This window comes from Pseudomonas lurida (assembly GCF_013522705.1).
Taxonomy (GTDB): Bacteria; Pseudomonadota; Gammaproteobacteria; order Pseudomonadales; family Pseudomonadaceae; genus Aquipseudomonas; species Aquipseudomonas quebecensis.
The window spans coordinates 38,905-61,940 of sequence record NZ_JAAMRE010000036.1 but is presented as its reverse complement, the minus strand read 5'-3'; the positions used below and the strand labels follow the sequence as shown (position 1 = coordinate 61,940).

At 61.7% G+C, this 23,036-nt stretch carries 21 protein-coding genes, 4 tRNA genes and 1 riboswitch; of the genes, 10 read left to right on the top strand and 15 right to left on the bottom strand.

Translation table 11 applies throughout. The annotated features are described in order from the left end of the window. Nucleotides 1-125 precede the first annotated feature (125 nt). From G7025_RS24090 to uvrB, 11 genes are all read right to left on the bottom strand, one after another. On the bottom strand, nt 126-1,034 hold the full coding sequence (locus G7025_RS24090) for a hypothetical protein (RefSeq protein WP_181081518.1): 909 nt from the start codon (nt 1,032-1,034) through the stop codon (nt 126-128). 386 nt (nt 1,035-1,420) lie between these two features. Continuing rightward, on the bottom strand, nt 1,421-2,380 hold the full coding sequence (locus G7025_RS24085; RefSeq protein ID WP_181081517.1) for a tRNA dihydrouridine synthase: 960 nt from the start codon (nt 2,378-2,380) through the stop codon (nt 1,421-1,423). Between the two features lie 55 nt (nt 2,381-2,435). Then, nucleotides 2,436-2,870: an acyl-CoA thioesterase gene (locus G7025_RS24080; RefSeq protein WP_181081516.1), complete on the bottom strand. Its 435-nt coding sequence runs from the start codon at nt 2,868-2,870 to the stop codon at nt 2,436-2,438. Between the two features lie 41 nt (nt 2,871-2,911). Continuing rightward, a complete protein-coding gene (locus G7025_RS24075; protein ID WP_181081515.1) occupies nt 2,912-3,745 on the bottom strand; it encodes an alpha/beta hydrolase in 834 nt (277 codons plus the stop codon). 13 nt (nt 3,746-3,758) lie between these two features. Next, nucleotides 3,759-4,298, bottom strand: coding sequence for a TetR/AcrR family transcriptional regulator (locus tag G7025_RS24070; protein WP_181081514.1), 540 nt, complete (start codon nt 4,296-4,298; stop codon nt 3,759-3,761). Nucleotides 4,299-4,480: 182 nt separating this feature from the next. Next, a tRNA-Glu gene (locus tag G7025_RS24065) sits at nt 4,481-4,556 on the bottom strand. A 77-nt stretch (nt 4,557-4,633) separates the two neighbouring features. Further along, a tRNA-Ala gene (locus tag G7025_RS24060) sits at nt 4,634-4,709 on the bottom strand. A 49-nt stretch (nt 4,710-4,758) separates the two neighbouring features. Further along, nucleotides 4,759-4,834 (bottom strand) — tRNA-Glu (locus G7025_RS24055). 78 nt (nt 4,835-4,912) lie between these two features. Continuing rightward, a tRNA-Ala gene (locus tag G7025_RS24050) sits at nt 4,913-4,988 on the bottom strand. Between the two features lie 147 nt (nt 4,989-5,135). Beyond that, nucleotides 5,136-6,617 (bottom strand): glutamate--tRNA ligase, encoded by a 1,482-nt coding sequence (gene gltX, locus G7025_RS24045; RefSeq protein ID WP_181081513.1) that lies wholly within the window; start codon nt 6,615-6,617, stop codon nt 5,136-5,138. A gap of 186 nt (nt 6,618-6,803) precedes the next feature. Beyond that, nucleotides 6,804-8,819 carry an excinuclease ABC subunit UvrB gene (uvrB, locus tag G7025_RS24040; RefSeq protein WP_181081512.1) on the bottom strand — a complete coding sequence of 672 codons (2,016 nt, stop codon included), beginning with the start codon at nt 8,817-8,819 and terminating at the stop codon, nt 6,804-6,806. A gap of 343 nt (nt 8,820-9,162) precedes the next feature. On the opposite strand from uvrB, the gene G7025_RS24035 reads away from it, so the two are divergent. Beyond that, on the top strand, nt 9,163-10,359 hold the full coding sequence (locus G7025_RS24035; RefSeq protein WP_181081511.1) for an amino acid aminotransferase: 1,197 nt from the start codon (nt 9,163-9,165) through the stop codon (nt 10,357-10,359). Between the two features lie 96 nt (nt 10,360-10,455). After that, nucleotides 10,456-10,668: a hypothetical protein gene (locus tag G7025_RS24030; RefSeq protein WP_181081510.1), complete on the top strand. Its 213-nt coding sequence runs from the start codon at nt 10,456-10,458 to the stop codon at nt 10,666-10,668. A 45-nt stretch (nt 10,669-10,713) separates the two neighbouring features. Here the strand turns inward: G7025_RS24030 and ptrR are convergent, their stop codons facing one another. Continuing rightward, entirely contained in the window at nt 10,714-11,586 is an 873-nt protein-coding gene (gene ptrR / locus G7025_RS24025; RefSeq protein ID WP_181081509.1) for a putrescine utilization regulator PtrR, read from the bottom strand. A gap of 101 nt (nt 11,587-11,687) precedes the next feature. Between ptrR and G7025_RS24020 the strand changes: the two genes are divergently transcribed. The 3 genes from G7025_RS24020 (at nt 11,688) to G7025_RS24010 (ending at nt 14,981) form a co-directional block, all read left to right on the top strand. Further along, nucleotides 11,688-13,079 carry an aldehyde dehydrogenase family protein gene (locus tag G7025_RS24020; RefSeq protein WP_181081508.1) on the top strand — a complete coding sequence of 464 codons (1,392 nt, stop codon included), beginning with the start codon at nt 11,688-11,690 and terminating at the stop codon, nt 13,077-13,079. Between the two features lie 73 nt (nt 13,080-13,152). Then, nucleotides 13,153-14,595: an ATPase domain-containing protein gene (locus G7025_RS24015; protein ID WP_181081507.1), complete on the top strand. Its 1,443-nt coding sequence runs from the start codon at nt 13,153-13,155 to the stop codon at nt 14,593-14,595. A gap of 23 nt (nt 14,596-14,618) precedes the next feature. Next, nucleotides 14,619-14,981 (top strand): response regulator, encoded by a 363-nt coding sequence (locus G7025_RS24010; RefSeq protein ID WP_181081506.1) that lies wholly within the window; start codon nt 14,619-14,621, stop codon nt 14,979-14,981. Nucleotides 14,982-15,009: 28 nt separating this feature from the next. On the opposite strand, the gene G7025_RS24005 is transcribed toward G7025_RS24010, so the two are convergent. Next, a complete protein-coding gene (locus tag G7025_RS24005; protein ID WP_181081505.1) occupies nt 15,010-15,912 on the bottom strand; it encodes a LysR family transcriptional regulator in 903 nt (300 codons plus the stop codon). A 111-nt stretch (nt 15,913-16,023) separates the two neighbouring features. Here G7025_RS24005 and G7025_RS24000 point away from each other — a divergent pair, with 111 nt between their 5' ends. Further along, a complete protein-coding gene (locus tag G7025_RS24000) occupies nt 16,024-17,232 on the top strand; it encodes an MFS transporter (RefSeq protein ID WP_181081504.1) in 1,209 nt (402 codons plus the stop codon). Nucleotides 17,233-17,235: 3 nt separating this feature from the next. On the opposite strand, the gene G7025_RS23995 is transcribed toward G7025_RS24000, so the two are convergent. Both G7025_RS23995 and G7025_RS23990 read right to left on the bottom strand, forming a co-directional pair. Then, entirely contained in the window at nt 17,236-17,541 is a 306-nt protein-coding gene (locus G7025_RS23995; protein ID WP_181081503.1) for a protealysin inhibitor emfourin, read from the bottom strand. A 28-nt stretch (nt 17,542-17,569) separates the two neighbouring features. Then, a complete protein-coding gene (locus G7025_RS23990; protein WP_181081502.1) occupies nt 17,570-18,631 on the bottom strand; it encodes a M4 family metallopeptidase in 1,062 nt (353 codons plus the stop codon). 132 nt (nt 18,632-18,763) lie between these two features. Here G7025_RS23990 and G7025_RS23985 point away from each other — a divergent pair, with 132 nt between their 5' ends. From G7025_RS23985 to G7025_RS23970, 4 genes are all read left to right on the top strand, one after another. After that, entirely contained in the window at nt 18,764-19,693 is a 930-nt protein-coding gene (locus G7025_RS23985; protein ID WP_181081501.1) for a DNA/RNA non-specific endonuclease, read from the top strand. 36 nt (nt 19,694-19,729) lie between these two features. Beyond that, nucleotides 19,730-19,923, top strand: a riboswitch (cobalamin riboswitch). Nucleotides 19,924-20,041: 118 nt separating this feature from the next. Next, complete coding sequence (locus G7025_RS23980) at nt 20,042-21,052, top strand: ABC transporter substrate-binding protein (protein WP_181081500.1); 1,011 nt, start codon at nt 20,042-20,044, stop codon at nt 21,050-21,052. An 8-nt stretch (nt 21,053-21,060) separates the two neighbouring features. Beyond that, nucleotides 21,061-22,065 carry a FecCD family ABC transporter permease gene (locus tag G7025_RS23975; RefSeq protein WP_169869018.1) on the top strand — a complete coding sequence of 335 codons (1,005 nt, stop codon included), beginning with the start codon at nt 21,061-21,063 and terminating at the stop codon, nt 22,063-22,065. Then, a complete protein-coding gene (locus G7025_RS23970) occupies nt 22,062-22,826 on the top strand; it encodes an ABC transporter ATP-binding protein (RefSeq protein ID WP_181081499.1) in 765 nt (254 codons plus the stop codon). The genes G7025_RS23975 and G7025_RS23970 overlap by 4 nt, the downstream gene beginning before the upstream one ends. The last annotated feature ends 210 nt before the right edge of the window (nt 22,827-23,036 follow it).

Sequence of the window (23,036 nt, the reverse complement as noted above, 5' to 3'; positions counted from 1 at the left end):
AAAGGAAGGAAAGTATTAATATCGCGCATAAGAACGCCGGTTTTTTAGATGTGTTTGCTCGCACGAACATCATCCATCAAATCGGCGTTCTTGTTTCTATGTTTCCCGGGATTCCGTGAAGAACCTTAAATAAGGCCTGTTATCGATTCCGGCCAATAAGGTCTACCACCGCGCCGCCCCCACAACTCTTCGACCCCCTCTATTACCGCAACTGAATGACCGCGCCTTTCGATCGTACCGATCATGCCGTTCAACAATGCAGATAATGGCACCGCCTTAAGATGATGTTTCAAGCCTAACCGCAGTAAACCTTCCCTGGAGTATTCGCCATCATTCAAAGTTCTTATGGCGTGATTAAAACTGCGCGCCGCCGTGCCGTCATTATTTTCCATCTGGGCTCGCTTGGCACTCACGGCAAATAAGAACTGTGCGTCGCGCAGCATCTCCTGATCATTGCCTATAAATTGCGCCCGCCGAGCCGCGGCCTGCAACTCGGACTCACTGAGCTGCAGTTTAAAACCATCTCGCATCTTTACGTGATAACCGTCACTGACGCGTCTGACCTCGGCAAATATATCCGACGGTTTCTGGCCAAACCGCATCATCGCAGCCTTGATCGCAGACACCGTCACACAGTTGCCGTCCGGGCCCTGCCGGAATCCGCCCCATATATCCCTGGGCTTTTTACCGGGTGTCACATCAGGGCTGACGGGCGAAGGCAAGTCAGGTACGACGACCGAGGGCGGCAACGGAATCGTTGGTGGCGGTGGCGGCACAGGCTGCCACCATCGCCCCAATACGGCCATTACACTGCGCACCGCATTGAACAATGTTTGACTCCACATAAAGCCGGTATTGTAAGTACCCGGCGACTTCATAGTTTGAATGGACCGCGCCGCCCCACCAAAAGGCTGGATAGAAGCATTATTCGACATCGGTATAAACCCAGCCTCGCACCGAGACGTTTTTATACTCCGCTGTTCGTTATTCAAACGAGGATAAAAAATTTCACGCTTAAAAAAAGAAACACGCATCCTCTCCTCCCAGACTCAACGACCGTCATACCGATTATTTTCATTAGAGGATTAAGCTTTCAGTGATCATCCGAACAAATCAAAGCGCGCTTAATACGCTCAATCAGTGGCGCGAGGGACTGGCAAGTTCCAGTCTTACCGGTAACAACAAGCTGCTATTGCTGAAAAAACAGCAATTACGGCTTACGCTTGCTGGGAGTTTTCTGAATATTGCTCACGCATGGAATCGGCCAGCGCCCTGTGCTTGAGCGGTTTACGCGCGGAAGGCGTGAACTCGACATCGCGACAACAACATCGGAACGCAGGTCGAGCTCGCAGCTTCTTGCCACAATCAAGCGGCACAAAAAAGGCGCCTCAGGGGCGCCTCGGACTTCAAGCCATTCTCGTCAATCCGCAATTGGGTGCGTCATGCCCAGCAAGCGGCTGACGCGCTCCAGTTCTGTCTCGCGGCGCATGGCGGTAAACAGCTCTACCGCTTCGGGGTAGTTGCGCGTGAGCATCGCCAGCCACTGCTTCAAGCGGCCGGGTGCCTGCTTTTCTGTCAGTTGCGCCACCGATTGCCGCCAGAATTCTTGCAGCATGGGCTGCAGCTCGGCCCAGGTCATTTCCACCACCTGGGCACCTGCGCGGGCCGCCGCGATTTGCCGCGCCAGGTCCGGACGCGCTACCAGGCCACGACCGAGCATGATGTCTTCGGCACCACTGACTTCGCGGCAGCGTCGCCAGTCGTCAACGCTCCAGATATCGCCATTGGCGAACACCGGCACCTTGACCACGTCCTGCACACGGGGGATCCATTCCCAGTGCGCAGGCGGCTTGTAGCCATCAGTCTTGGTACGCGCATGCACCACGATATGCGCAGCACCGCCCTCGGCCAACGCCGTGGCGCACACCAGCGCACCGTCCGGGCTGTCGAAGCCCAGACGCATTTTGGCGGTGACCGGGATATGCACCGGTACGGCGCGGCGCACATGCTCAACGATCCGGTTAAGCAACTCCGGCTCCTTGAGCAGCACGGCCCCACCGCGCGATTTGTTGACGGTCTTGGCTGGGCAACCGAAATTCAGATCGATCACCTCGGAGCCCAACTCGCAGGCCAGGGCGGCGTTTTCCGCCAGGCATACCGGATCGGAACCGAGCAACTGCACACGCAAGGGCACACCTGCGGCGGTGTGGGCACCGTGCAGCAGTTCAGGCGCGAGCTTGTGGAAATAGGCCGGTGTGAGCAGGCGGTCATTGACGCGGATGAATTCGGTCACGCACCAGTCAATCCCACCCACGCGCGTCAGTACATCGCGCAGGATGTTGTCGACCAACCCCTCCATGGGCGCCAAGGCAATTTGCATGGAAAACACTCAAGAAAAATCGTGGCGCAGTTTACTGGGTTTCCCACCGCAACCGTTAACCCCCTGTCAGGGCAGGCCCATAGCCGTCGAGAAACTCGACCGGCATGCGCTTGGGCTTGCCGCTGGACAGCTCGATGCATACAAAGGTGGTCTGCGCCCGTAGCAAGGTAGCGCCATCTCGGGGTCGGACCAGTTGGAAGCGGCGGGTCATCTTCAGCCGCTGGTCCCAATCGACGATCCAGGTGGCCAGTTGCAGCTCATCGCCTTCATAAGCGGCGGCCAGGTAATCGATCTCATGGCGCACCACCGCCATGGCACGGTCCAGGCGACGGTATTCGGCAAGGTCCAGCCCCAGGCGCTGGGAATGGCGCCACGCGCAGCGCTCGAGCCAAGCGACATACACCGCGTTGTTGGCATGCCCCAGCCCGTCGATGTCTTCAGCGGCGACCTGCAGATCGATGATAAACGGCGTTGCCAAATCCCAGCCCATGCCTTGCTCCCGGTCGATTAATGTCGGCGGGCAGCAGTGTATCAGGCACTTTGCCGTGCCTGTAGACGAGCGCCGCCCAGCAGCATCAGCACACCGTCGATCACCCGCGGATCGGCCAGTACCTTCTGATGGCCGCCCTGCTCCAGTTGCAGCAGGCGGCTGTCGAACCAGGCATCATGGATGGCCTTGGCGGCTCTGACCGGGACAAAGGTATCGTCTTCAGCGTGCACAATCAGGCCTGGGATATTCATGTGGTAATGCGCCACGTCCAGATGCTTGAGCGGCATGCCAAAGGTCAGCTCGACCTCCTGGATAAATGCTGCACGCGCTCGCGCCGGCAAGCCCATCATGCGGGAAAAGCCGCCCAGCGCATCCAGAAACCGCGACGGCGCGGCGATGCTGACCAATGCCTGGGTGCGCAACCCCAGCTGCACGGCGAGCATCGCGCTGGCGCCGCCCATGGAATGGCCGATAACCGCATGCAGCGGCGGCAACTCGGCAGCCGCCTCCAGCATGGCGCGGGCGAATAGCAGCACGTGGGCTTCGCGCCCTGGAGAATGCCCATGGGCCGGCCCGTCCAGGGCAATCACCGAGTAGCCGTTGTCGATCAGTGCACCGATCAAGCTGGCAAATTGGGTCGGGCGACCTTCCCAGCCATGCATTAACAGCACCGCAGGCCCTTCGCCCCAACGCAGGGCCGACAAGCCGAACCGCAAAGTGATGCGCTGGGCCTGCGCCAGCATCGGCAACTCCCACTCACGGGGCGGCAGCGCGCGCGGGGTCATAAACACACGGCGCATTCTATTGGCTACCGTTTGCGGCGCGACGCGCCCCAACGTACCGTTGACACCTCGCACCCAGGTTAACGCGCCCATCGCCAGCTCCTTTTCAGCGCACCGCCGACTTGGCCGCGCGTATCACCCGATCCGACAATTCCCCCGGCCCGAGCGCACGCGCCAGGGTCAGGCCACCCACCATCAACGCCATGTCCGCCAGGGCTTTGTCGATGTCTTCCGGGCAGGCCGCCAACTGGGCCGCCATCAACTCAACGTGCTCGTTCAACACTTGGCGAAACGCCTCCGGCAAGCGGCCCATTTCTCCGACCGTGGCGGGTAGCGGGCAGGCCTGAGAGGTTGAATCACGGTGTTTGCGCGACAGATAAAAAGCCGCCACCAAGGCGCGGCGCTCTTCGCCGGTGATCTGCTCGTCGAGGTCGTCGATGGACGCGCGGCGCTGGGCCAGCAATTGACTGAAGGCCTCCAGCATCATCGCGTCCTTGCTTTCAAAGTGTGCGTAGAAGCCACCCACGGTCAGCCCCGCCGCCCCCATGACCTCACCCACGCTGGGTTCAGCCGGGCCACGTTGAATCAACGCAGCGCTGGCGGCCTGCAGAATGCGTTCGCGGGTTTGCGCTTTTTTATCGTTCATCGTATGCCTCCGTCTTCATGGGTTGAATATTATTACCATAATAATATTCCGCAAGCGACCGGCATGACCATTGGTCAGAACGACAGGAAGGTATCGAAAAAGAAAATTGGCAAACGCCAGACAAACAAAAGGGCCATTCAATAATTGAATGACCCTTAAAAATCCCGCAGAGCGGGTAATCGTGGCGTCCCCTAGGGGACTCGAACCCCTGTTACCGCCGTGAAAGGGCGGTGTCCTAGGCCACTAGACGAAGGGGACACAAACCTTCTATACATTGATCAGATCGACTCTGATCGATTCAAGGACGGTGTGGCCGGAACCTTGAACCTGTAAATTGGTGGAGCTAAACGGGATCGAACCGTTGACCTCTTGCATGCCATGCAAGCGCTCTCCCAGCTGAGCTATAGCCCCGATTTTTCGCCTGGCGGCGCAGCAGACCTTTCGAGCTGCTTGTTGAAACTGGCGTCCCCTAGGGGACTCGAACCCCTGTTACCGCCGTGAAAGGGCGGTGTCCTAGGCCACTAGACGAAGGGGACAAAACCTTCTGTACAACGGATCAGAGCTGAGTTCTGATCGATTCAAGGACGGTGTGGCCAGACCTTGAACCTGTAAATTGGTGGAGCTAAACGGGATCGAACCGTTGACCTCTTGCATGCCATGCAAGCGCTCTCCCAGCTGAGCTATAGCCCCTCATCGGTGAGGACGGGGCGAATCTTAATGGCGGTTTGGAAACGTGTCAAATTTATTTTCAACAATTTCCAAAATTTTTTGCCGGGATAACAATCACTTACCGACGAAACCCCGGAAAACCGGGGTTTCGTCGTTACCGCCGCGTGCTTAGGCGATAGCGCCCAGCAGCTTTTCCCACTCTTTGTTTTCTTTCTTCGACACACCACCCAGCAAATCAAGCGCTTGGCGCAGACGGAAACGCGTCAGGTCCGGGCCAAGAATTTCCATCGCATCGAGCACGGACACCGAACTGGCCTGCCCGGTGATCGCCGCAAACATCAGCGGCATGGCATCGCGCAATTTCAATTCCAGGGACTCGACCACCGCCTGAATCGTCGCAGTGATCGCGTCCTTCTCCCACTGCCGCAGGCTCTCCAGCTTCCAGAGGATCAACTGCATCAACTGGCGAACCTGGTCACCTGACAGCTTCTTGGATTCGAACAGCTTCGGATCCGGGTTCACACCCCCGGCAAAGAAGAAACTGGCCAACGGCGCGACCTGGCTGAACGTCTCCACCCTGCCCTGCACCAGCGGCGCGATCTTCATCATGTATTGAGGATTCAACGCCCACTGCTGCACACGGCTGGCGAACTCTTCCACCGGCAAGTCGCGCAGCCATTGGCCGTTGAGCCACGAGAGTTTCTCGATATCGAAGATCGGCCCACCCAGCGACACACGGGACAAGTCGAAGTTGTCGACCATTTCCTGCAGCGAGAACTTCTCGCGCTCGTCCGGCATCGACCAACCCATGCGGCCCAGGTAGTTGAGCATCGCTTCGGGCATAAACCCCATGCGCTCGTAGAACGTCACCGAGGTCGGGTTCTTGCGCTTGGACAGCTTGCTCTTGTCCGGGTTACGCAGCAGCGGCATGTAGCACAGTTGCGGCTGTTCCCAACCGAAATATTCGTAGAGCAGGATCAACTTCGGCGCCGACGGCAGCCACTCTTCGCCACGCAGCACATGGGTGATGCCCATCAGGTGGTCATCGACCACGTTGGCCAGGAAGTACGTGGGCAGGCCGTCGGTCTTCATCAGCACCTGCATATCCATGCGGTCCCACGGGATCTCGACATCACCGCGCAGCATGTCCGGCACCACGCACACGCCTTCGCTCGGCACCTTCATGCGGATCACATGGGGTTCGCCGGCGGCCAGGCGGCGTGCCACTTCTTCCTTGGACAACAGCAGCGCGCGGCCGTCGTAGCGCGGGGTTTCGCCACGGGCCTGTTGCTCGGCGCGCATCTGGTCGAGTTCCTCGGCCGTGCAGAAGCACGGGAACGCGTGGCCCATGTCGACCAGTTGCTGGGTGTATTGCTTGTAGATCTCGCTGCGCTCGCTCTGGCGATACGGACCGTGCGGGCCGCCCACGTCCGGACCTTCGGCCCAGGTGATGCCCAACCAGCGCAGCGCATCGAAAATCTGTTGTTCCGACTCGCGGGTGGAACGCAGTTGATCGGTGTCTTCGATCCGCAGGATGAATTCACCGCCGTGCTGCTTGGCGAAGCAGTAGTTGAACAAGGCGATGTAGGCAGTACCGACGTGGGGATCCCCAGTAGGCGATGGCGCAATGCGCGTGCGGACGGTGGTCATGGCAGGTCTCGAATGGGCGATATAACTGAAAATTGAAACAAGGGGCGAATGGTAACAGCCCTGGGGGATTTCTGGAAAACCGCGGCGTGGCTATCGGGGGCAAGCCCCCTCCCACGGTTGAAATGTGTTCACAGATCCAAGTGTGAAGGGGCTTGCCCCCGATAAGGCCAGTCAATTCAGCGCAGATCAAACCGCCAACAAGCGCTCACGCAACTTGCCAATCTCGTCACGCGTCTGCGCCGCTGCTTCAAACTCCAGGTCGCGCGCCAACTGGTACATTTTCTCTTCCAACTGCCGAATCCGCTTGGTGATCTCACTCGGCGAACGCAGTTCGTTTTCGTACTTGGCGCTCTCCTCGGCGGCCTTGGCCATGCCCTTGCGCTTCTTGCTGCGCGAGCCGGGCACGGTGGCGCCTTCCATGATGTCGGCGACGTCCTTGAACACCCCTTTGGGCGTGATGCCGTTCTCCAGGTTGAACGCGATCTGCTTGTCGCGACGCCGCTGGGTCTCGCCGATCGCCCGCTCCATGGAACCGGTGATGCGGTCGGCGTACAGAATCGCGCGGCCATTGAGGTTACGCGCCGCGCGACCGATGGTCTGGATCAGCGAACGTTCGGAGCGCAGGAAGCCCTCCTTGTCCGCATCGAGAATCGCCACCAGCGACACTTCCGGCATGTCCAGGCCTTCGCGCAGCAGGTTGATGCCCACCAGCACATCGAAGGTGCCCAGGCGCAGGTCGCGGATGATCTCCACGCGTTCCACGGTATCGATGTCCGAGTGCAGGTAGCGCACACGCACGCCGTGGTCGGCCAGGTAGTCGGTCAAGTCTTCGGACATGCGTTTGGTCAGCGTAGTGACCAGCACCCGCTCTTCCAAGGCCACGCGCTTGTTGATTTCCGAAAGCAGGTCGTCGACCTGGGTCAGCGCCGGGCGAATTTCAATTTCCGGGTCGACCAGGCCGGTCGGCCGTACCAGTTGCTCAATCACTCGGCCGGCATGTTCGGCTTCGTAATTACCCGGCGTTGCCGACACAAAAATCGTCTGCGGGCTGATGGCTTCCCATTCGTCGAAACGCATCGGTCGGTTATCCAGCGCCGACGGCAGGCGGAAGCCGTACTCCACCAAGGTTTCCTTGCGCGAGCGGTCGCCTTTATACATCGCGCCCACCTGCGGCACGCTGACGTGGGATTCGTCGATCACCAGCAGCGCATCCGGCGGCAAGTAATCGTAGAGGGTGGGCGGCGGCGCGCCGGATTCGCGGCCCGACAGGTAGCGCGAGTAGTTTTCGATGCCGTTGCAGTAACCCAGCTCCAGGATCATCTCCAGATCGAAGCGGGTGCGCTGCTCCAGGCGCTGGGCTTCCACCAGCTTATTGTTGGCGCGCAGGTATTCCAAACGCTCGGCCAGCTCGACCTTGATGCCTTCGATGGCGCCCATCAGGGTTTCACGCGGCGTCACGTAGTGGCTTTTCGGATAGAAGGTGAAGCGCGGCAGTTTGCGGATCACTTCGCCGGTCAATGGGTCGAACGCCGAGAGGCTCTCCACCTCATCGTCGAACAGCTCAATGCGGATTGCCTCCAGGTCCGATTCGGCCGGGTAGATATCGATCACATCGCCGCGCACACGGAAGGTGGCGCGGGCGAAGTCCATATCGTTGCGGGTGTACTGCAGGCTCGCCAGGCGACGCAGCAGCTCGCGCTGGTCGAGTTTGTCGCCGCGATCGACGTGCAGCACCATCTTCAGATAGGTTTCCGGGCTGCCCAGGCCGTAGATGCACGACACCGTGGTGACGATGATTGCGTCCTTGCGCTCCAGCAGCGCCTTGGTCGCCGACAGGCGCATCTGCTCGATATGGTCGTTGATCGACGCGTCCTTCTCGATAAAGGTATCGGAGGACGGCACGTAGGCTTCGGGCTGGTAGTAGTCGTAGTAGGAAACGAAGTACTCGACCGCGTTGTTCGGAAAGAACGCCTTGAACTCGCCGTACAACTGCGCGGCCAAGGTCTTGTTCGGCGCCAGCACCAGGGTCGGGCGGTTAACCTGGGCGATCACATTGGCAATGCTGAAGGTCTTGCCCGAACCGGTCACCCCGAGCAGCGTCTGGTGGGACAGGCCGGCCTCGATGCCTTCGACCATCTGGCGAATGGCCTCGGGTTGATCGCCGGCGGGTTCGAAACGGGTGACCAGTTGGAAATCCGACATAACGTACCTCTTGAAGTCACCCCAGACTGTAAAGCGGTCGGGGACGAAATAGACCACCACCCGCGAAGATTCAGAGCGGGCCGTAGGAAATAACCATGATAGCCATACAAGTGGAGGCGAATGTGATGGCTTTCAAGGCAAACGTCTGACCCTAGGTTTTCGATCAAGGTTGCAATATGACTAACGGTCGGCAAATAAACCGAAAAACTTGGCCGAAAAGCCGTTTCGGTGGTCGCCCTCGGCACTGATGGCCTCTATACTAGCTCCCCGTTTGTGCACCGCTCTAGTGCATTCGGCTGGAGCGCGACACGTCCCTCCTACCCCCCATAGAGCTGCCGCAAAAATGAGCCTGTTCTCCGCTGTCGAAATGGCACCACGCGATCCTATCCTGGGCCTCAACGAAGCATTCAACGCCGACACCCGAACCACCAAGGTCAACCTTGGCGTGGGCGTTTACTGCAACGAGGAGGGGAAGATTCCACTCTTGCGTGCCGTTGCCGAAGCGGAAGCCATTCGTGTGGCGCAGCATGCCGCTCGTGGTTACCTGCCGATCGATGGCATCGCCGCCTACGACAAGGCCGTGCAAACCCTGCTGTTCGGTCAAGCGTCGCCACTGCTCAGCGCTGAGCGGGTAGTCACCGTGCAAGCCGTTGGCGGCACCGGCGCGCTGAAGATCGGCGCGGACTTCCTCAAGCAACTGTTGCCGGGCGCCGTGGTGGCCATCAGCGACCCGAGCTGGGAAAACCACCGCGCGCTGTTCGAAACCGCCGGTTTCCCGGTGCAGAACTATCGCTACTACGATGCCGCCACCCACGACGTAAACCGTGCCGGCCTGTTCGAAGACCTCAACGCCCTGCCGCCGCAGTCCATCGTGGTGCTGCACGCCTGCTGCCACAACCCGACCGGCGTCGACCTGAGCCCGACCGACTGGCAAAAAGTCCTGGACGTGGTCAAGGCCAAAAACCTGGTGCCGTTCCTCGACATGGCCTATCAAGGCTTTGGCGACGGCATCGACGAGGACGCCGCAGCCGTACGCCTGTTCGCCGAGTCGGGCCTGACCTTCTTCGTGTCCAGCTCGTTCTCCAAATCGTTCTCGCTGTATGGCGAACGCGTGGGCGCGCTGTCGATCGTCAGCGAATCCAAGGAAGAAAGCGCGCGCATCCTGTCCCAGGTCAAGCGCGTGATCCGCACCAACTATTCCAACCCACCGACCCACGGCGCGGCCATCGTCGCGGCGGTGCTCAACAACCCCGAGCTGCGCGCCCAGTGGGAAGCCGAACTGGCCCAGATGCGCCTGCGCATCCGTGGCATGCGTGAGCAGATGGTCGCCGAACTGGCCAAGGCTGCACCGGGCCACGACTTCAGCTTCGTCGGCCGCCAGCGCGGGATGTTCTCCTACTCCGGCCTGACCGTCGAGCAAGTCACCCGCCTGCGCACCGAGTTCGGTATTTATGCGTTGGATACCGGGCGGATCTGCGTGGCAGCGTTGAACCAGGCCAACATCGATGCGGTCACAAAGGCAATCGTTCAGGTCCTGTAAACCTGCTGGTTGCACAAGGAGGGGAAGCCGATGGTTTCCCCTTTTTCGTATCCAGCCCCTAGACTGAACCCGACCGCCCCCTTCTGTGAGAGCCCTATGCGAAACGATGACCTGGATCTGCGCGCCGACCCCGACGATATGGACCCCTTCCCCCCGCGCGCCACCCACCACCCCAAGCGTGAAAAAAGCCTGGTGCTGCAGGTGGCGCTCGGCGTCTTCCTCGGTGGTCTGGCGTTGTGGCTGGTGCAACTGGGTGCAACGGCAATCATGGCGAAACTGGCCGTGGGCACCTTCCAGTTCGGCGGCTGATGACCATCAGGTGGGAGGGGACACACCCACTCCCATCTTGATCACTCAGGCGACAGCCAGGCTGCGCTCCTCCAGCAGCTTCACAAAACTGTTCAAACTCTGCGACACCGTGCCGCGCCGCCAGATCAACCAGGTATTCAATACGCGAAAGGTATCAGCCAGCGGCCACACACTCACCGCCGCCGACCCCGGCATGCTTTCCAGCATGCTGCGCGGCATCAGTGCCAGCCCGGCGCCCGCACTGACGCACGCCAACATGCCGTGGTACGACTCGATTTCGAAGATTTTGCCCGGCACCGCGCCATCCTGGGAAAACCAGCGCTCAAAGTGATGCCGGTAAGAGCAATTGGAGCGAAACGTGTAAATGTTCTCGCCATTCACATCCTGCCCTCGCCTGATCGGCGCATGGTGCAACGGCGCGATCACCACCATCTCTTCCTCGAACACCGCTACGCCTTCCAGGGTCGAGTGCAGCACCGGCCCGTCGACAAACGCGGCCGTCAGGCGCCCCGACAGCACGCCTTCGATCATGGTGCCCGAAGGCCCGGTGCTCAAGTCCAACTCAACCTTGGTGTGCTTCTGGTTATAGGCCGCCAACAACGCCGGGATGCGCACCGCCGCCGTGCTTTCCAGCGCGCCCAGGGCAAACGCGCCCTGGGGCTCCTCGCCCGCCACCGTGGCACGGGCTTCCTGCACCAGATCGAGGATGCGCCGCGCATAACCGAGGAAATTCCACCCGGCCGGCGACAGGCGCAAACGGCTCTTCTCGCGGATAAACAACTCGACGCCCAGGTCCTGCTCCAACTGCTTGATGCGCGTGGTCAGGTTCGACGGCACCCGATGGATCAACTGCGCGGCAGCGCTGATACTGCCCTGCTCGGCAACGGCCTTGAAAATTTCCAACTGCACCAGATCCAAGTCATTCTCCGATCGTGAACGTATTGCTCACTATTATTCAGTTCTCAGAAAAGATCCAGGCCCGTACGCTGAACCCATTCCCCCTTCAGCAGGACGGCACCATGCACGCAGTTACCTCTCAGACCCACGCCCTCTCGATTAACCCGGCCACCGGCGAAACCGTCGGCAGCTACCCCTATGAAACGGCGGCGCAGTTGGACGCCGCTCTGGACCGCGCCACCGCCGCGTTCCGCACTTGGCGCCGCCAGCCGGTCGGCCAGCGTGCCGAGCTGCTGCTGGCCCTGGCCACCGCTCTGCGCGATCAGGCCGAAGCCATGGCGCAGATGATCACCCTCGAAATGGGCAAACCCATTGCACAGGCCCGTGCCGAAATCGAAAAATGCGCCCAGCTCAGCGAGTGGTACGCCGCCCACGGCCCGGCCATGCTCGCCCCGGAACCGACCCTGGTGGACAACGGCACGGCCCACATCGAGTACCGCCCGCTGGGCCCGATCCTTGCCGTGATGCCCTGGAACTTCCCAGTCTGGCAGGTGCTGCGCGGCGCCGTGCCGACCCTGCTCGCCGGCAACACCTACGTGCTCAAGCACGCACCGAATGTGATGGGCAGCGCCTACCTGATCAAAGCCGCGTTCCAACAAGCTGGTTTCCTTGATGGCGCGTTCGAAGTGATCAACGTGACCCAGGACGGTGTGTCCACCGCGATTGCCGATCCCCGTGTCGCCGCCGTTACCCTCACCGGCAGCGTGCGGGCCGGCATGGCCATTGGCTCGCAGGCCGGCGCCGCGCTGAAAAAATGTGTGCTGGAACTGGGCGGTTCCGACCCGTTTATCGTGCTCAACGACGCCGACCTCGACGCCGCCGTGCAGGCCGCCGTCATCGGCCGCTTCCAGAACAGCGGCCAGGTTTGCGCCGCCGCCAAGCGCCTGATCATAGAAGAAGGCGTGGCGCAGGCATTTACCGCCAAGTTCGTCGAAGCCAGTCGTGCCCTGGCCATGGGCGACCCGACCGCCACCAGCACTTACATCGGCCCGATGGCGCGCTTCGACCTGCGCGACGAACTGCATGGGCAAGTCCAGGCGACCTTGAACGAGGGCGCTACCCTGCTGCTGGGCGGCGACAAAGTTGAGGGAACCGGCAACTATTATCAGCCGACGGTCCTGGCGGACGTCACCGATCAGATGACCTCTTTCAAACAAGAACTGTTCGGCCCGGTAGCCTCGATCATCACTGCCCGCGATGCCAACCACGCCGTGGCCCTGGCCAATGACAGCGAGTTCGGCCTCACCGCCAGCATTTTCACCGAGGATCCGGCCAAGGCACGCCAGATCGCCGACCAACTGGAGACTGGCGGTATCTTCGTCAATGCGTTCAGCGTTTCCGATCCGCGCGTCGCTTTTGGCGGTGTGAAAAAGAGCGGGTTCGGCCGTGAGTTGTCGCACTTTGGCGTGCGGGAATTCTGCAATGCACAGACGGTGTGGCTGGATCGCAAGTAGCCCCATTGAACAAATGGCGTTAGCATCCTGTCCACTCGGCTTAACAGCATGTTTTTAGGGTCAGGATCGCACTGTGGAAAAGCTAAATCGCCTTCAAAGCGGAATCGAAGGGCTGGATGCTCTGCTCAAGGGAGGGCTGGTGTCTGGGGCGTCCTATATCATTCAGGGGCGCCCCGGCTCCGGTAAAACCATCCTCGCCAACCAGCTGGGGTTTCATCATGCGCGCAACGGCGGCCGAGTCCTGGTCGCCACGCTGTTGGCGGAATCCCACGACCGCCTTTTCCAGTTCCTCTCCACCCTGAGCTTTTTCGACGCCGCCCGCGTCGGCGCCGAAATCCAATTCGTCAGCGCCTTCGACACCCTGGAAAACGAAGGCCTCGACGAGGTGGTGAAGTTGCTCCGGCGTGAGATCAGCAGGCAGAAGGCTACCGTTATGGTCGTAGACGGCTTGTTGAATGCACGCTCCAAGGCCGACTCGCCGATCGACACGAAGAAATTCATTTCCGAACTGCAAGGGCACGCCGCCTTCGCCGGTTGCACGGTGCTGTTCCTGACCAGCTCGCGCCTGGACGACGGCAGCCCCGAACACACCATGGTCGACGGCGTGATCGAAATGGGCGAGGAGCTGTTCGGTACCCGTTCGGTGCGCCGTATCCAGCTGCGCAAGACCCGCGGCAGCGGCGCGCTCACCGGTCTGCACGAATGCGAAATCACCAACGACGGCCTGGTGGTGTACCCGCGCCTGGAAAGCCTCTATGGCCGCCCTTCCGCACCGGACAGCGCCGACCTGACGCGCATCCCCAGCGGCATCACTTCACTGGACGCGATCCTTGGTGGCGGCCTGCACAGCTCCAGCGTGACCCTGGTAATGGGCCCGTCGGGCATCGGCAAGACCACCCTGGGCCTCAAGTTCCTGTCCGAATCGACGGTTGAAGCGCCGGGCCTGCACTTCGGTTTTTACGAAAGCCCGCAACGTCTGCAGCTCAAGGGCCTGTCCCTGGGCATCGACCTGCAGCAGATGCAGGACAGCGGCGCCCTGAGCGTGGCCTGGCAGCCCACCACCGAAGGCTTGCTCGACGGCCTGGGCGCACGCCTGCTGCGACTGGTGGAAGAAAAAGGCATCAAGCGGCTGTTTATCGACAGCCTCAGCGGCATGACCCGGGTGTCCACCAACCCGGCGCGCATCACCGATTTCTACAGCGCATTGATGAACGAACTGCGCGCCCGTGGTGTCACGGTATTCGCGACCTGGGAAATGCATGACCTGTTCGGTTCCGAGGTCAGCTCACCGGCATCCGAGCTGTCGAGCATTGCCGACAATCTGATGCTGATGCGTTTCTTCGAGATTCAGTCTGAACTTAGAAGGACGCTTTCCATTCTTAAGGTCAGAGACAGCTTCTATGACCCCTCGCTGCTGGAGGTGGTCATCCGCGACCAAGCCGTTGATCTAAGAAAGGTTTCAAGAAATGCCCCCTCAGTGGTGTCCAATTCAGCGCTGCCTGGTTCAGCTTTTTAAGTCTTTGTGTGGGTTGGACTGACATGACCACCATCCTGGTCGTCGATGACGAATATCTGATCGCCGACATCCTTGGCTTTGCGCTGGAGGATGAGGGGTTCATGGTCGTTACAGCGAGCAACGGACGCAAGGCACTGGACGTGCTCGAGCGCGAACGCCCGTCGTTGATCATCACCGACTTCATGATGCCGGTGATGGACGGCCAACAGCTCGCCGAAGCGGTGCGCGCCCTGCCGAACGTCAATCATCTGCCGATCATTTTGATGAGCGGCGCGCAGGCGCACATCGGCATGCAGCGCTCGGACCTGTTCGACGCGGTACTGGCCAAGCCCTTCAATATCGACCTGATTGTCGCCGAAGTGAAAAGGCTGCTGGCCTCGACTTGATGCCTCCCGCAGCCGGATACAGAGGGCCTTAACTCAGCCCCGCCATCAAGGCGTCCAACACCACGCGCACCTTGGGCAGTGCCTCGCGGCGCTTGACCCAGGCCACGCTGATGGCTGCGCCTTCGGTGGCCAACTGCGGCAGCACCTCGACCAATGCCCCTTGCTGCAACGGTTGCTGAATCAACCACGATGGGAATTGCGCAATACCGCAACCTGCCAGCGCAGCCATCATCAACCCCTCCCCATTACCGACCACCAACTGCGGCATAACCTGCCTGTGCCGGACCGCCCCCCGTTCATCCGCCACGTTCCATGGGCTGATGCGCCCATCCACCCAGCCATAGGCGATGCAGCGATGCTGGTCGAGGTCCGCTTCCAGCAACGGGGTGCCATGGTTCGCCAGGTAGGCCGGTGAAGCACACAGGGTGTGCCATTCACGGGCGAGCACACGGTGCCCCATCGACGGCGGCCAGGCCTCGGCGCCACCGATACGCACAACAATGTCAGCACCTTCCTTGATCGGGTCCACCAGCCCCTCGCTGAACGAAATATGCGGGATCAACAAGGGATGAGCCTGCAAGACCGGCAGCAGGACCGGCAGCACCTGTGAACGTCCGAACGCGCCGGGCAGGTCGATGCGTACCCGCCCACGTGGCTCGATATGCTCGGCCTGCAGGCAACGCTCGGCCTCTTCGAGGTCGGCGAGCACGCCCGTGCACGTGCGATAGAACGAGCCCCCAGCCTCGGTCAACGACAGGCGCCGCGTGGTGCGCTGGAACAGTCGTGCGCCCAGGCGCTTTTCCAGGCGCGCGATGCTTTTACTGACGGCGGACGCAGTCAGGTTCATCTTTTCGGCGGCGGCGGTGAAGCTGCCGAAATCCGCCACGCACACAAACACATCGATACCTTTCAAACGTTCGGAGGAGAACATGCACGTTCCGTATTCATGAATTGAGTTCACAGCACTTGATAAAAACCATCCTAAATCAGAACCACGCTCCACAGTAATCTCTGGTGGGTTAACCCAACGCTTGAGGCCAGGATGCTGACCACACTGAAAAACTACCCCCGTACCGTTAACCTGCTGCTCTGCGCCGCCCTGGTGCTGACATTGGCCCGTGCGATTACCCTGCCCTATCTGGTTATCTATCTGTCGCGCCAATTTGCGCTGAGCGTCGCCCATATCGGCCTGGTGATCGGCAGTACGTTGATCGTCGGCTCGCTGCTGAGCCTTTATGGCGGTTTCCTGGTGGACAGAGCGCGCGGCTACCGATTGATCCTGGGGTGTTGCGCAGTGTTTACCGCAGGTTTTCTGGGCGCATATGGGGCGCGCGACCTTTGGGTGTTCTACCTGTGCCTGGTCTCGATCAACCTGGCGTATGCCGTCATCGACATCGCGGTGAAATCCGGATTCGGCAGGCTGCTGCCCGTCGCCGAGCGCAGCGAAGCGTTTTCGATCAAGTACACCCTGACCAATATCGGCTATGCCGTCGGGCCTTTTCTAGGTGCCGGCCTGGCAACCCTGGCTATCAGCCTGCCCTTCCTTGCGTCGGCCGGGCTGGGGGCGGGGTTCCTGGTGATGTACTACGCAGCGGGCGACCGAACCCTGGCACCGGTTGCGGCCAGCCAGCCGACCGCGCCGTTCCTTGCAGTGGGCAAGCTGCTGTTGAGTGACTACCGGCTGGTGTGCTTTACCCTGGGCGGCCTGCTCAGCGCCGTGGTGTTCGGGCAATTCACCGCGTATCTGTCGCAATACCTGGTGGTCACCACCACCGCCGAAGCAACGTACCGGATTATCAGTAGCGTGGTGGCTACCAATGCGTTGATGGTGATCAGCCTGCAGTATGTGATCGGCAAGCGTATTTCCCACCGGCACCTGAACCTCTGGCTCATGGCGGGGCTCGGCCTGTTCCTGGTAGGGCTGGCGGGGTTTGGCCTGTCCACCAGCCTGGTGGGGTGGGTGGCCGCGATGGCAATTTTCACCCTGGGTGAAATCGTCGTGTTTCCGGTCGAATACATGTTCATCGACAACATCGCGCCCGAGCCGCTGCGCGGCATGTACTACGGCGCGCAGAACCTGAGCAATGTCGGCGCGGCATTGGGGCCGGTGTTGTGCGGGATCGTGCTGGCCACACAGCCCGCCCACTCTATGTTCTACATGCTGGCGCTGTTCGTGATCGCCGGCGGTGCGTTATACCTCTTCGGCGCCTCGCTGGCCGCGCGTGCGCGAACGCCCGCATGGCCAACGTGAGCGTCAGCAACGGGTATGCCGACGCACGCACTGCACCAGCCCGTCCAGCTCCCGCGACTTCACCGGCGCCAGTACGCAGACCGTGTGCTCGCGCTCGCCTTCGGACACCGTCAGGGTGTAGTGCACCTGCCCGGGGTTGCCGGGAGGCGGTGTGCTGCTTTGCGGCAACTGGAAAAACTTCGATGCTTCCACCAGTTGGCGCAACTCCTGCTGGTCCGGCTCGGGCAGTGAGTCCAGTTCCACCGTGCGGGGCTTGGCCAGTCCGGGAAAAAACGCCGGCCCACCGTTTTCCTTGATCGAAATGTGCATCGCTGTTCCTCACCGCCCAGGCGGTTTGTCAGACATTAATGCCGACCGCTTTCCAGCCTTCCTTGACTGCTTTGTGCTCCTCCTTGTTCTCGCCGTACAGTCGGGCGGCAACATCATAAGTAATACGCGCAAAGCGCAGGAACCCGGAATTGGGTCGCAGTCGCGCATCGCGCAACGCGTCGTACCAGATGCGCCCCGCGCGTTCCCAGGCAAACCCGCCAATCCGGGTGGCGACTTGATAGAACGCATGATTGGGGATACCGGAGTTGATATGCACGCCCCCGTTATCGTCGTAGGTTTGCACAAAGTCGTCCATATGCCCCGGTTGCGGGTCCTTGCCCAGCAGTTTGTCGTCAAATGCAGTGCCGGGGGCCTTCATCGAACGCAGGGCCGTGCCTTTGATTTTGCTGGTAAACAACCCCTGGCCGATCAACCAGTCGGCGTCTTCTGCCTTTTGCTTCAACGCGTACTGTTTGATCAACGAACCGAACACGTCCGACAGCGACTCGTTCAACGCACCGGATTGATTGAAGTACATCAACTTGGCTTCATCTTCGGTGACACCATGGGCCAGCTCATGACCAATCACATCGAGCGCCACGGTGAAGCGGTTGAACAACTGCTGGTCGCCATCGCCAAATACCATCTGGGCCGAATTCCAGAATGCGTTGTTGTAATCCTTGCCAAAGTGAACCGTGGCGTCCAGGGCCATGCCGGCGTCATCGATGGAATTGCGGTCGAATACCTCATCGAAAAAATCGAAGGTGGCGCCCAGGCCGTCGTAGGCTTCGTCCACGGCCGCATCGCCACTGGCGGGCTGCCCTTCGCCTCGGACCAGCTTGCCCGGCAGGCTATCGGAGCCTTCGGCGGTGTAGATCGACCGCCTTTTACCCGCGCCCATGGCCAGCGCCATGTGCGCCGGGCCTTTGGCAGGCACTGCAAGCATGCGCAGCGAACGGAATGTGCTGTCCTTGGCACGCGTGCGCAGGGCATTTTCCCGTTGCGCTTTATCGCCGTGGCGTGCGATCTGGTCGAGCATGTACGGCGGGATCAGGCAGAAAATCGGATTGCGGCTAGGGTGAACACACATAGGCTTGCTCCATAAGGCGTGTGGTGAATATCCGGTTGACCGTTCCAGCATAGCCTTGCGGACACTGCCTGGCCCAAATTGTCATGAATCTGTGTTGCAGTAGTATTTACCCAAGGCCCGCAAGGAATCGCTATGCCCGCACGTAAAGCCACAATCGACCTGTCACACCGCCCACGCCTCGCCGACCTGCGCCCGCTGGTCGCGCCCGGCCCGAGCCTCCTTGAGGCCAGGGCCGCGACCGCGCGCGTCACCGCCGCCAAGGACTTCAAGGACCGTCGCGGTTATGCCGAGGACTTTCTCAGCAGCTTCGCGGTGCCGTGGCCCACGGTCGACGACTCAATCGCCGACGACGTGCAGCCCGGGCGCCTGGACTACACGCATTTTTCGATCACCCTGTCGCGCTCGCGGCGACTGGCACTTTATGTGGGCGTCAATATCGACGGCGAACACCACGTGGATATCGTGCGCAGCAACGATACCTGGGCCTACGATGGCCGCCTGCCGATCGCCGCGCAGATCGGCGAAGACCTTTATGCCGGCAACGGCCTGGACCGTGGCCACCTGGTGCGGCGCCAGGACCCCAATTGGGGCGACGAGGCGAACACGGCCAATTTCGACACCTTCCATTTCACCAACTGCTCACCGCAGATGAGCGGCTTCAACCAGAAGACCTGGCTGGAACTGGAGGACTACATCCTGGACAACACCCAGCGCTGGAAAGCCCGGGCGACAGTATTCACCGGCCCGGTGTTCGCCGACGACGACCGCGTCTACCGTGGCGTTAAAATCCCCAAGGCCTTCTGGAAAGTGGTGGCCTATCTGGGCGACGACGGCAAGCCTTCCGCCAGCGCCTACATGATCGACCAAAGCCGTGAGCTGGGGCAGCTCGATCTGGTGTTCGGCCCACTGCGTACCTACCGACGCAGTGTGATCCAGATCGAACAACTGACCGGTATCCGCTTCGCCAACCTGGCCGACTATGACGGTTTCAGCAACGAAGAGCGCGCCACCGGCACGCGAATCGAGACGCTGATCCACGGCCCGCAGGACATTCGTCTGTGACCGGGCGCTCTTCGGGCTATATCGCCTCGCCCTGATCGACTACCATACCGCGCCGGTTCCCGAACGGGACTAATAGGGAATCCGAAGCGCGGTACACCCGCGCCAATCGGAACTGCCCCCGCAACTGTAGGTGCCGAGCCTGCTCCCCACTGCCACTGGACGCGTCCGGGAAGGCTGGAGCGTGGCGATGACGCATCAGTCAGGAGACCTGCCGGCCCAGCAAGATCACTAACCGGCGGGGTGTCCGGGAAGGACCTCCTTGCCCGGCCCTTGGCGCCGGTGTTCAAGGGCGTGTTTCCATGAGCGTACCTCCCCCGTTGCACGTACGGTCCACACGGAGAACGCCCCATGCTGCCACGCGCTACCGCCCTGCTCGCCGGCTTCGGCCTGGCCACCCTGGCTCACGCCGCGCCCACTCACTACCCGCTGACGGTGCAGAACTGCGGCAGCACGCTGACCTTTGCCCAGGCGCCCGCGCGCAGCGTGACCATCGGCCAGACCGCCACCGAGATGCTTTACACCCTCGGCGTGGGCGACAAGGTGGTCGGCACGTCGCTGTGGTTCAACCCGGTGCTGCCGCAGTTCAAGGCGCAGAACGACACCATCGAGCGCCTGGCCAATAACGAACCGAGCTTCGAGGCGGTGATCGCCAAGCGTCCGCAACTGGTGGCCGCCGAGCTGGAATGGGTGGTCGGCCCCCAGGGCGTGGTGGGCACCCGCGAACAGTTTCATGAGCTGAACATCCCGACTTACCTGCTGCCCTCCGACTGCGAAGGCAAGGACAACCTGGTGGGCGCCGACGGCACGCGGCTGGAGCCGTTTCGCATCGACACCATTTACAAAAGCATCAGCCAATTGGCGGCCATCTTCGACGTCCAGGACCGTGGCCAGCAACTGAACGACAGCCTCAAGGCGCGCCTGGCCAAGGCCGTCGCCACGGCCCAGGGCAAGGGCCTCAAGCAGGCCAGCGCGCTGGTGTGGTTCTCCAGTTCCGAGATGGCCAGCGACCCGTACGTGGCCGGGCACAAGGGCGTGCCCGAGTTCATGCTGCAAACCCTGGACCTGCGCAACGTGGTGCAGTCCGACGAAGAGTGGCCCGCCGTCGGCTGGGAAACCATCGCCAAGGCCAACCCGACCTTTCTGGTGATCGCCCGCATGGACCGCCGTCGCTACCCCGCCGACGACCATGAAAAGAAACTCGCTTTCCTGCGCAGCGACCCGGTCACGCGCAACATGGACGCGGTCAAACATAACCGCATTATCATCCTCGACGCCCTGGCCTTGCAGGCCAGCGTACGCACCTTCGATGGCCTGGAACAGCTGGCCGGCGCCATCGACGGCTACGACCTGCCGCAATGACTGCCAGCCTGCTGCGCACCCTCCTCGCCCTGGCGCTGCTGCTCGCTGCGGTACTCGCCGGGGTAGCCATCGGCGAAACCGCCATCGAACCCCAGGTGGTGTTGCAGGTGCTCGCCAACAAACTGTGGCACGCCGGTTATGTGCTCGACCCCATTGATGAAGGCGTGGTGTGGAACTACCGCCTGACCCGCGCCCTGGTCGCCGCCGCCTGTGGTGCGGGGCTGGCCACGTGCGGGGTGATCCTGCAATCGCTGCTGCGTAATCCGTTGGCCGACCCGTACTTGCTGGGCATCAGCGCCGGCGCGTCGACCGGCGCGGTGCTGGTGGCGCTGATGGGCGTGGGCGGTGGACTGGTGTCGCTCTCGGCCGGTGCATTCGTCGGCGCGATGGCGGCATTTGCCCTGGTGATTCTGCTTGCGCGCGCCAGCGGTTCGTCCAGCGGCACCGGCCAGATCATCCTCGCGGGCATTGCCGGCTCGCAGCTGTTCAATGCCCTTACCGCGTACCTGATCACCAAATCGGCCAGTTCCGAACAGGCGCGCGGCATTCTGTTCTGGCTGCTGGGCAACCTCAGCGGCGTGCGCTGGCCGTCGGTGTGGCTGGCGGTGCCGGTCGCGCTGCTGGGGTTGGCGGTGTGCCTGTGGCATCGTCGCGCGCTGGATGCGTTCACCTTCGGCAGCGACTCGGCGGCGTCCCTGGGCATCCCGGTGCGGCGGGTGCAGATCGTGCTGGTGGGCTGCGCGGCGCTGGTCACGGCGGTGATGGTGTCGATTGTGGGTTCCATCGGCTTTGTCGGCCTGGTGATCCCCCACGCCGTGCGCCTGCTGCTCGGCACCGGACACTCGCGCCTGCTGCCGGCCAGTGCGTTGGGCGGCGCGTTGTTTCTGATCGCCGCCGATGTGCTGTCGCGCACCTTGATCAAAGGCCAGGTGATTCCGGTCGGCGTGGTCACGGCGCTGGTGGGTGCGCCGGTGTTTGCGCTGATCCTGATCGGCCGGAGGAACGCGCGATGACGGTGTTGAGCTGCACGGCGCTGGGCTTCAAGGTGCGTGACGCCGAGCTGCTGCGCGGGATCGATCTGCAGGTGGCTTTGGGTGAAACCCTGGGCATCGTCGGCCCGAACGGCTCCGGCAAGTCCACCCTGCTCAAATTGCTCGCCGGCCTGCGCACGCCGTCCAGGGGCGAAGTACGCTTGGGCGAACAGCGCCTGGGCGACCTGTCGCGCCGCGCCATCGCCCAGCAACTGGCGGTGGTGGAACAGCAGGCCGACACCGACGACGCCATTCGCGTGTTCGACGCCGTGGCCCTGGGCCGCACGCCCTGGCTGTCGGCGCTGAGCCCGTGGGCCGCCGAGGACGACGCCATCGTGCGCCAGGCCCTCGTCGACGTGGACGCCACCCACCTGAGCCAGCGCGCCTGGCGCAGCCTGTCCGGCGGCGAACGCCAACGCGTGCACATCGCCCGCGCCCTGGCGCAACGGCCCCGGATCCTGCTGCTGGACGAACCGACCAATCACCTGGACATCCAGCACCAACTGGCGATCCTCAAAGGCGTGCAAGCGCTGCCGGTGACCACCCTGATCGCCCTGCATGACCTCAACCAGGCCTTGACCTGCGACCGCCTCGCCGTGCTGGATCGTGGGCGCCTGGTGGCGCTGGGCAAACCGCTGGAGGTGCTCACCCCGCAACGCCTGCAAGACACCTTTGGCGTGCAGGCGCACTACCTGACCGACCCGGTCGATGGGGCGCAGATACTGCGATTGCGGTCCAACTGATCGAACAGCCAGGGCGTGGAGCGGATTCTGGAGGTTGCTCTATATGGTTGGTGGATAGGCTTGTTGCGGTGAGCGGGCTTGTCGAATCGTCGCACCGCCCGCGCTGGGCTGCGGAGCGGCCCCAAAACCTGGCGACGCGGTTTGTCTGAGTGAACGCGGTGGTCTCACGAGGGGCCGCTTCGCAGCCCAGCGCAGGACAAGCCTGCTCAC

Coding starts and splice junctions, on each gene's coding strand:
- G7025_RS24020 (WP_181081508.1), top strand. CDS start 11,688: ATGCACGCAGTTACCTCTCAGACCCACGCCCTCTCGATTAACCCGGCC.
- G7025_RS24005 (WP_181081505.1), bottom strand. CDS start 15,912: ATGTTCTCCTCCGAACGTTTGAAAGGTATCGATGTGTTTGTGTGCGTG.
- G7025_RS23985 (WP_181081501.1), top strand. CDS start 18,764: ATGCCCGCACGTAAAGCCACAATCGACCTGTCACACCGCCCACGCCTC.
- G7025_RS23980 (WP_181081500.1), top strand. CDS start 20,042: ATGCTGCCACGCGCTACCGCCCTGCTCGCCGGCTTCGGCCTGGCCACC.
- G7025_RS24085 (WP_181081517.1), bottom strand. CDS start 2,380: ATGCAAATTGCCTTGGCGCCCATGGAGGGGTTGGTCGACAACATCCTG.
- G7025_RS24035 (WP_181081511.1), top strand. CDS start 9,163: ATGAGCCTGTTCTCCGCTGTCGAAATGGCACCACGCGATCCTATCCTG.
- G7025_RS24070 (WP_181081514.1), bottom strand. CDS start 4,298: ATGAACGATAAAAAAGCGCAAACCCGCGAACGCATTCTGCAGGCCGCC.
- G7025_RS23990 (WP_181081502.1), bottom strand. CDS start 18,631: ATGTGTGTTCACCCTAGCCGCAATCCGATTTTCTGCCTGATCCCGCCG.
- G7025_RS24080 (WP_181081516.1), bottom strand. CDS start 2,870: ATGGGCTGGGATTTGGCAACGCCGTTTATCATCGATCTGCAGGTCGCC.
- G7025_RS23970 (WP_181081499.1), top strand. CDS start 22,062: ATGACGGTGTTGAGCTGCACGGCGCTGGGCTTCAAGGTGCGTGACGCC.
- G7025_RS24000 (WP_181081504.1), top strand. CDS start 16,024: ATGCTGACCACACTGAAAAACTACCCCCGTACCGTTAACCTGCTGCTC.
- G7025_RS24010 (WP_181081506.1), top strand. CDS start 14,619: ATGACCACCATCCTGGTCGTCGATGACGAATATCTGATCGCCGACATC.
- uvrB (WP_181081512.1), bottom strand. CDS start 8,819: ATGTCGGATTTCCAACTGGTCACCCGTTTCGAACCCGCCGGCGATCAA.
- G7025_RS24090 (WP_181081518.1), bottom strand. CDS start 1,034: ATGCGTGTTTCTTTTTTTAAGCGTGAAATTTTTTATCCTCGTTTGAAT.
- gltX (WP_181081513.1), bottom strand. CDS start 6,617: ATGACCACCGTCCGCACGCGCATTGCGCCATCGCCTACTGGGGATCCC.
- G7025_RS23995 (WP_181081503.1), bottom strand. CDS start 17,541: ATGCACATTTCGATCAAGGAAAACGGTGGGCCGGCGTTTTTTCCCGGA.
- G7025_RS24075 (WP_181081515.1), bottom strand. CDS start 3,745: ATGGGCGCGTTAACCTGGGTGCGAGGTGTCAACGGTACGTTGGGGCGC.
- G7025_RS24030 (WP_181081510.1), top strand. CDS start 10,456: ATGCGAAACGATGACCTGGATCTGCGCGCCGACCCCGACGATATGGAC.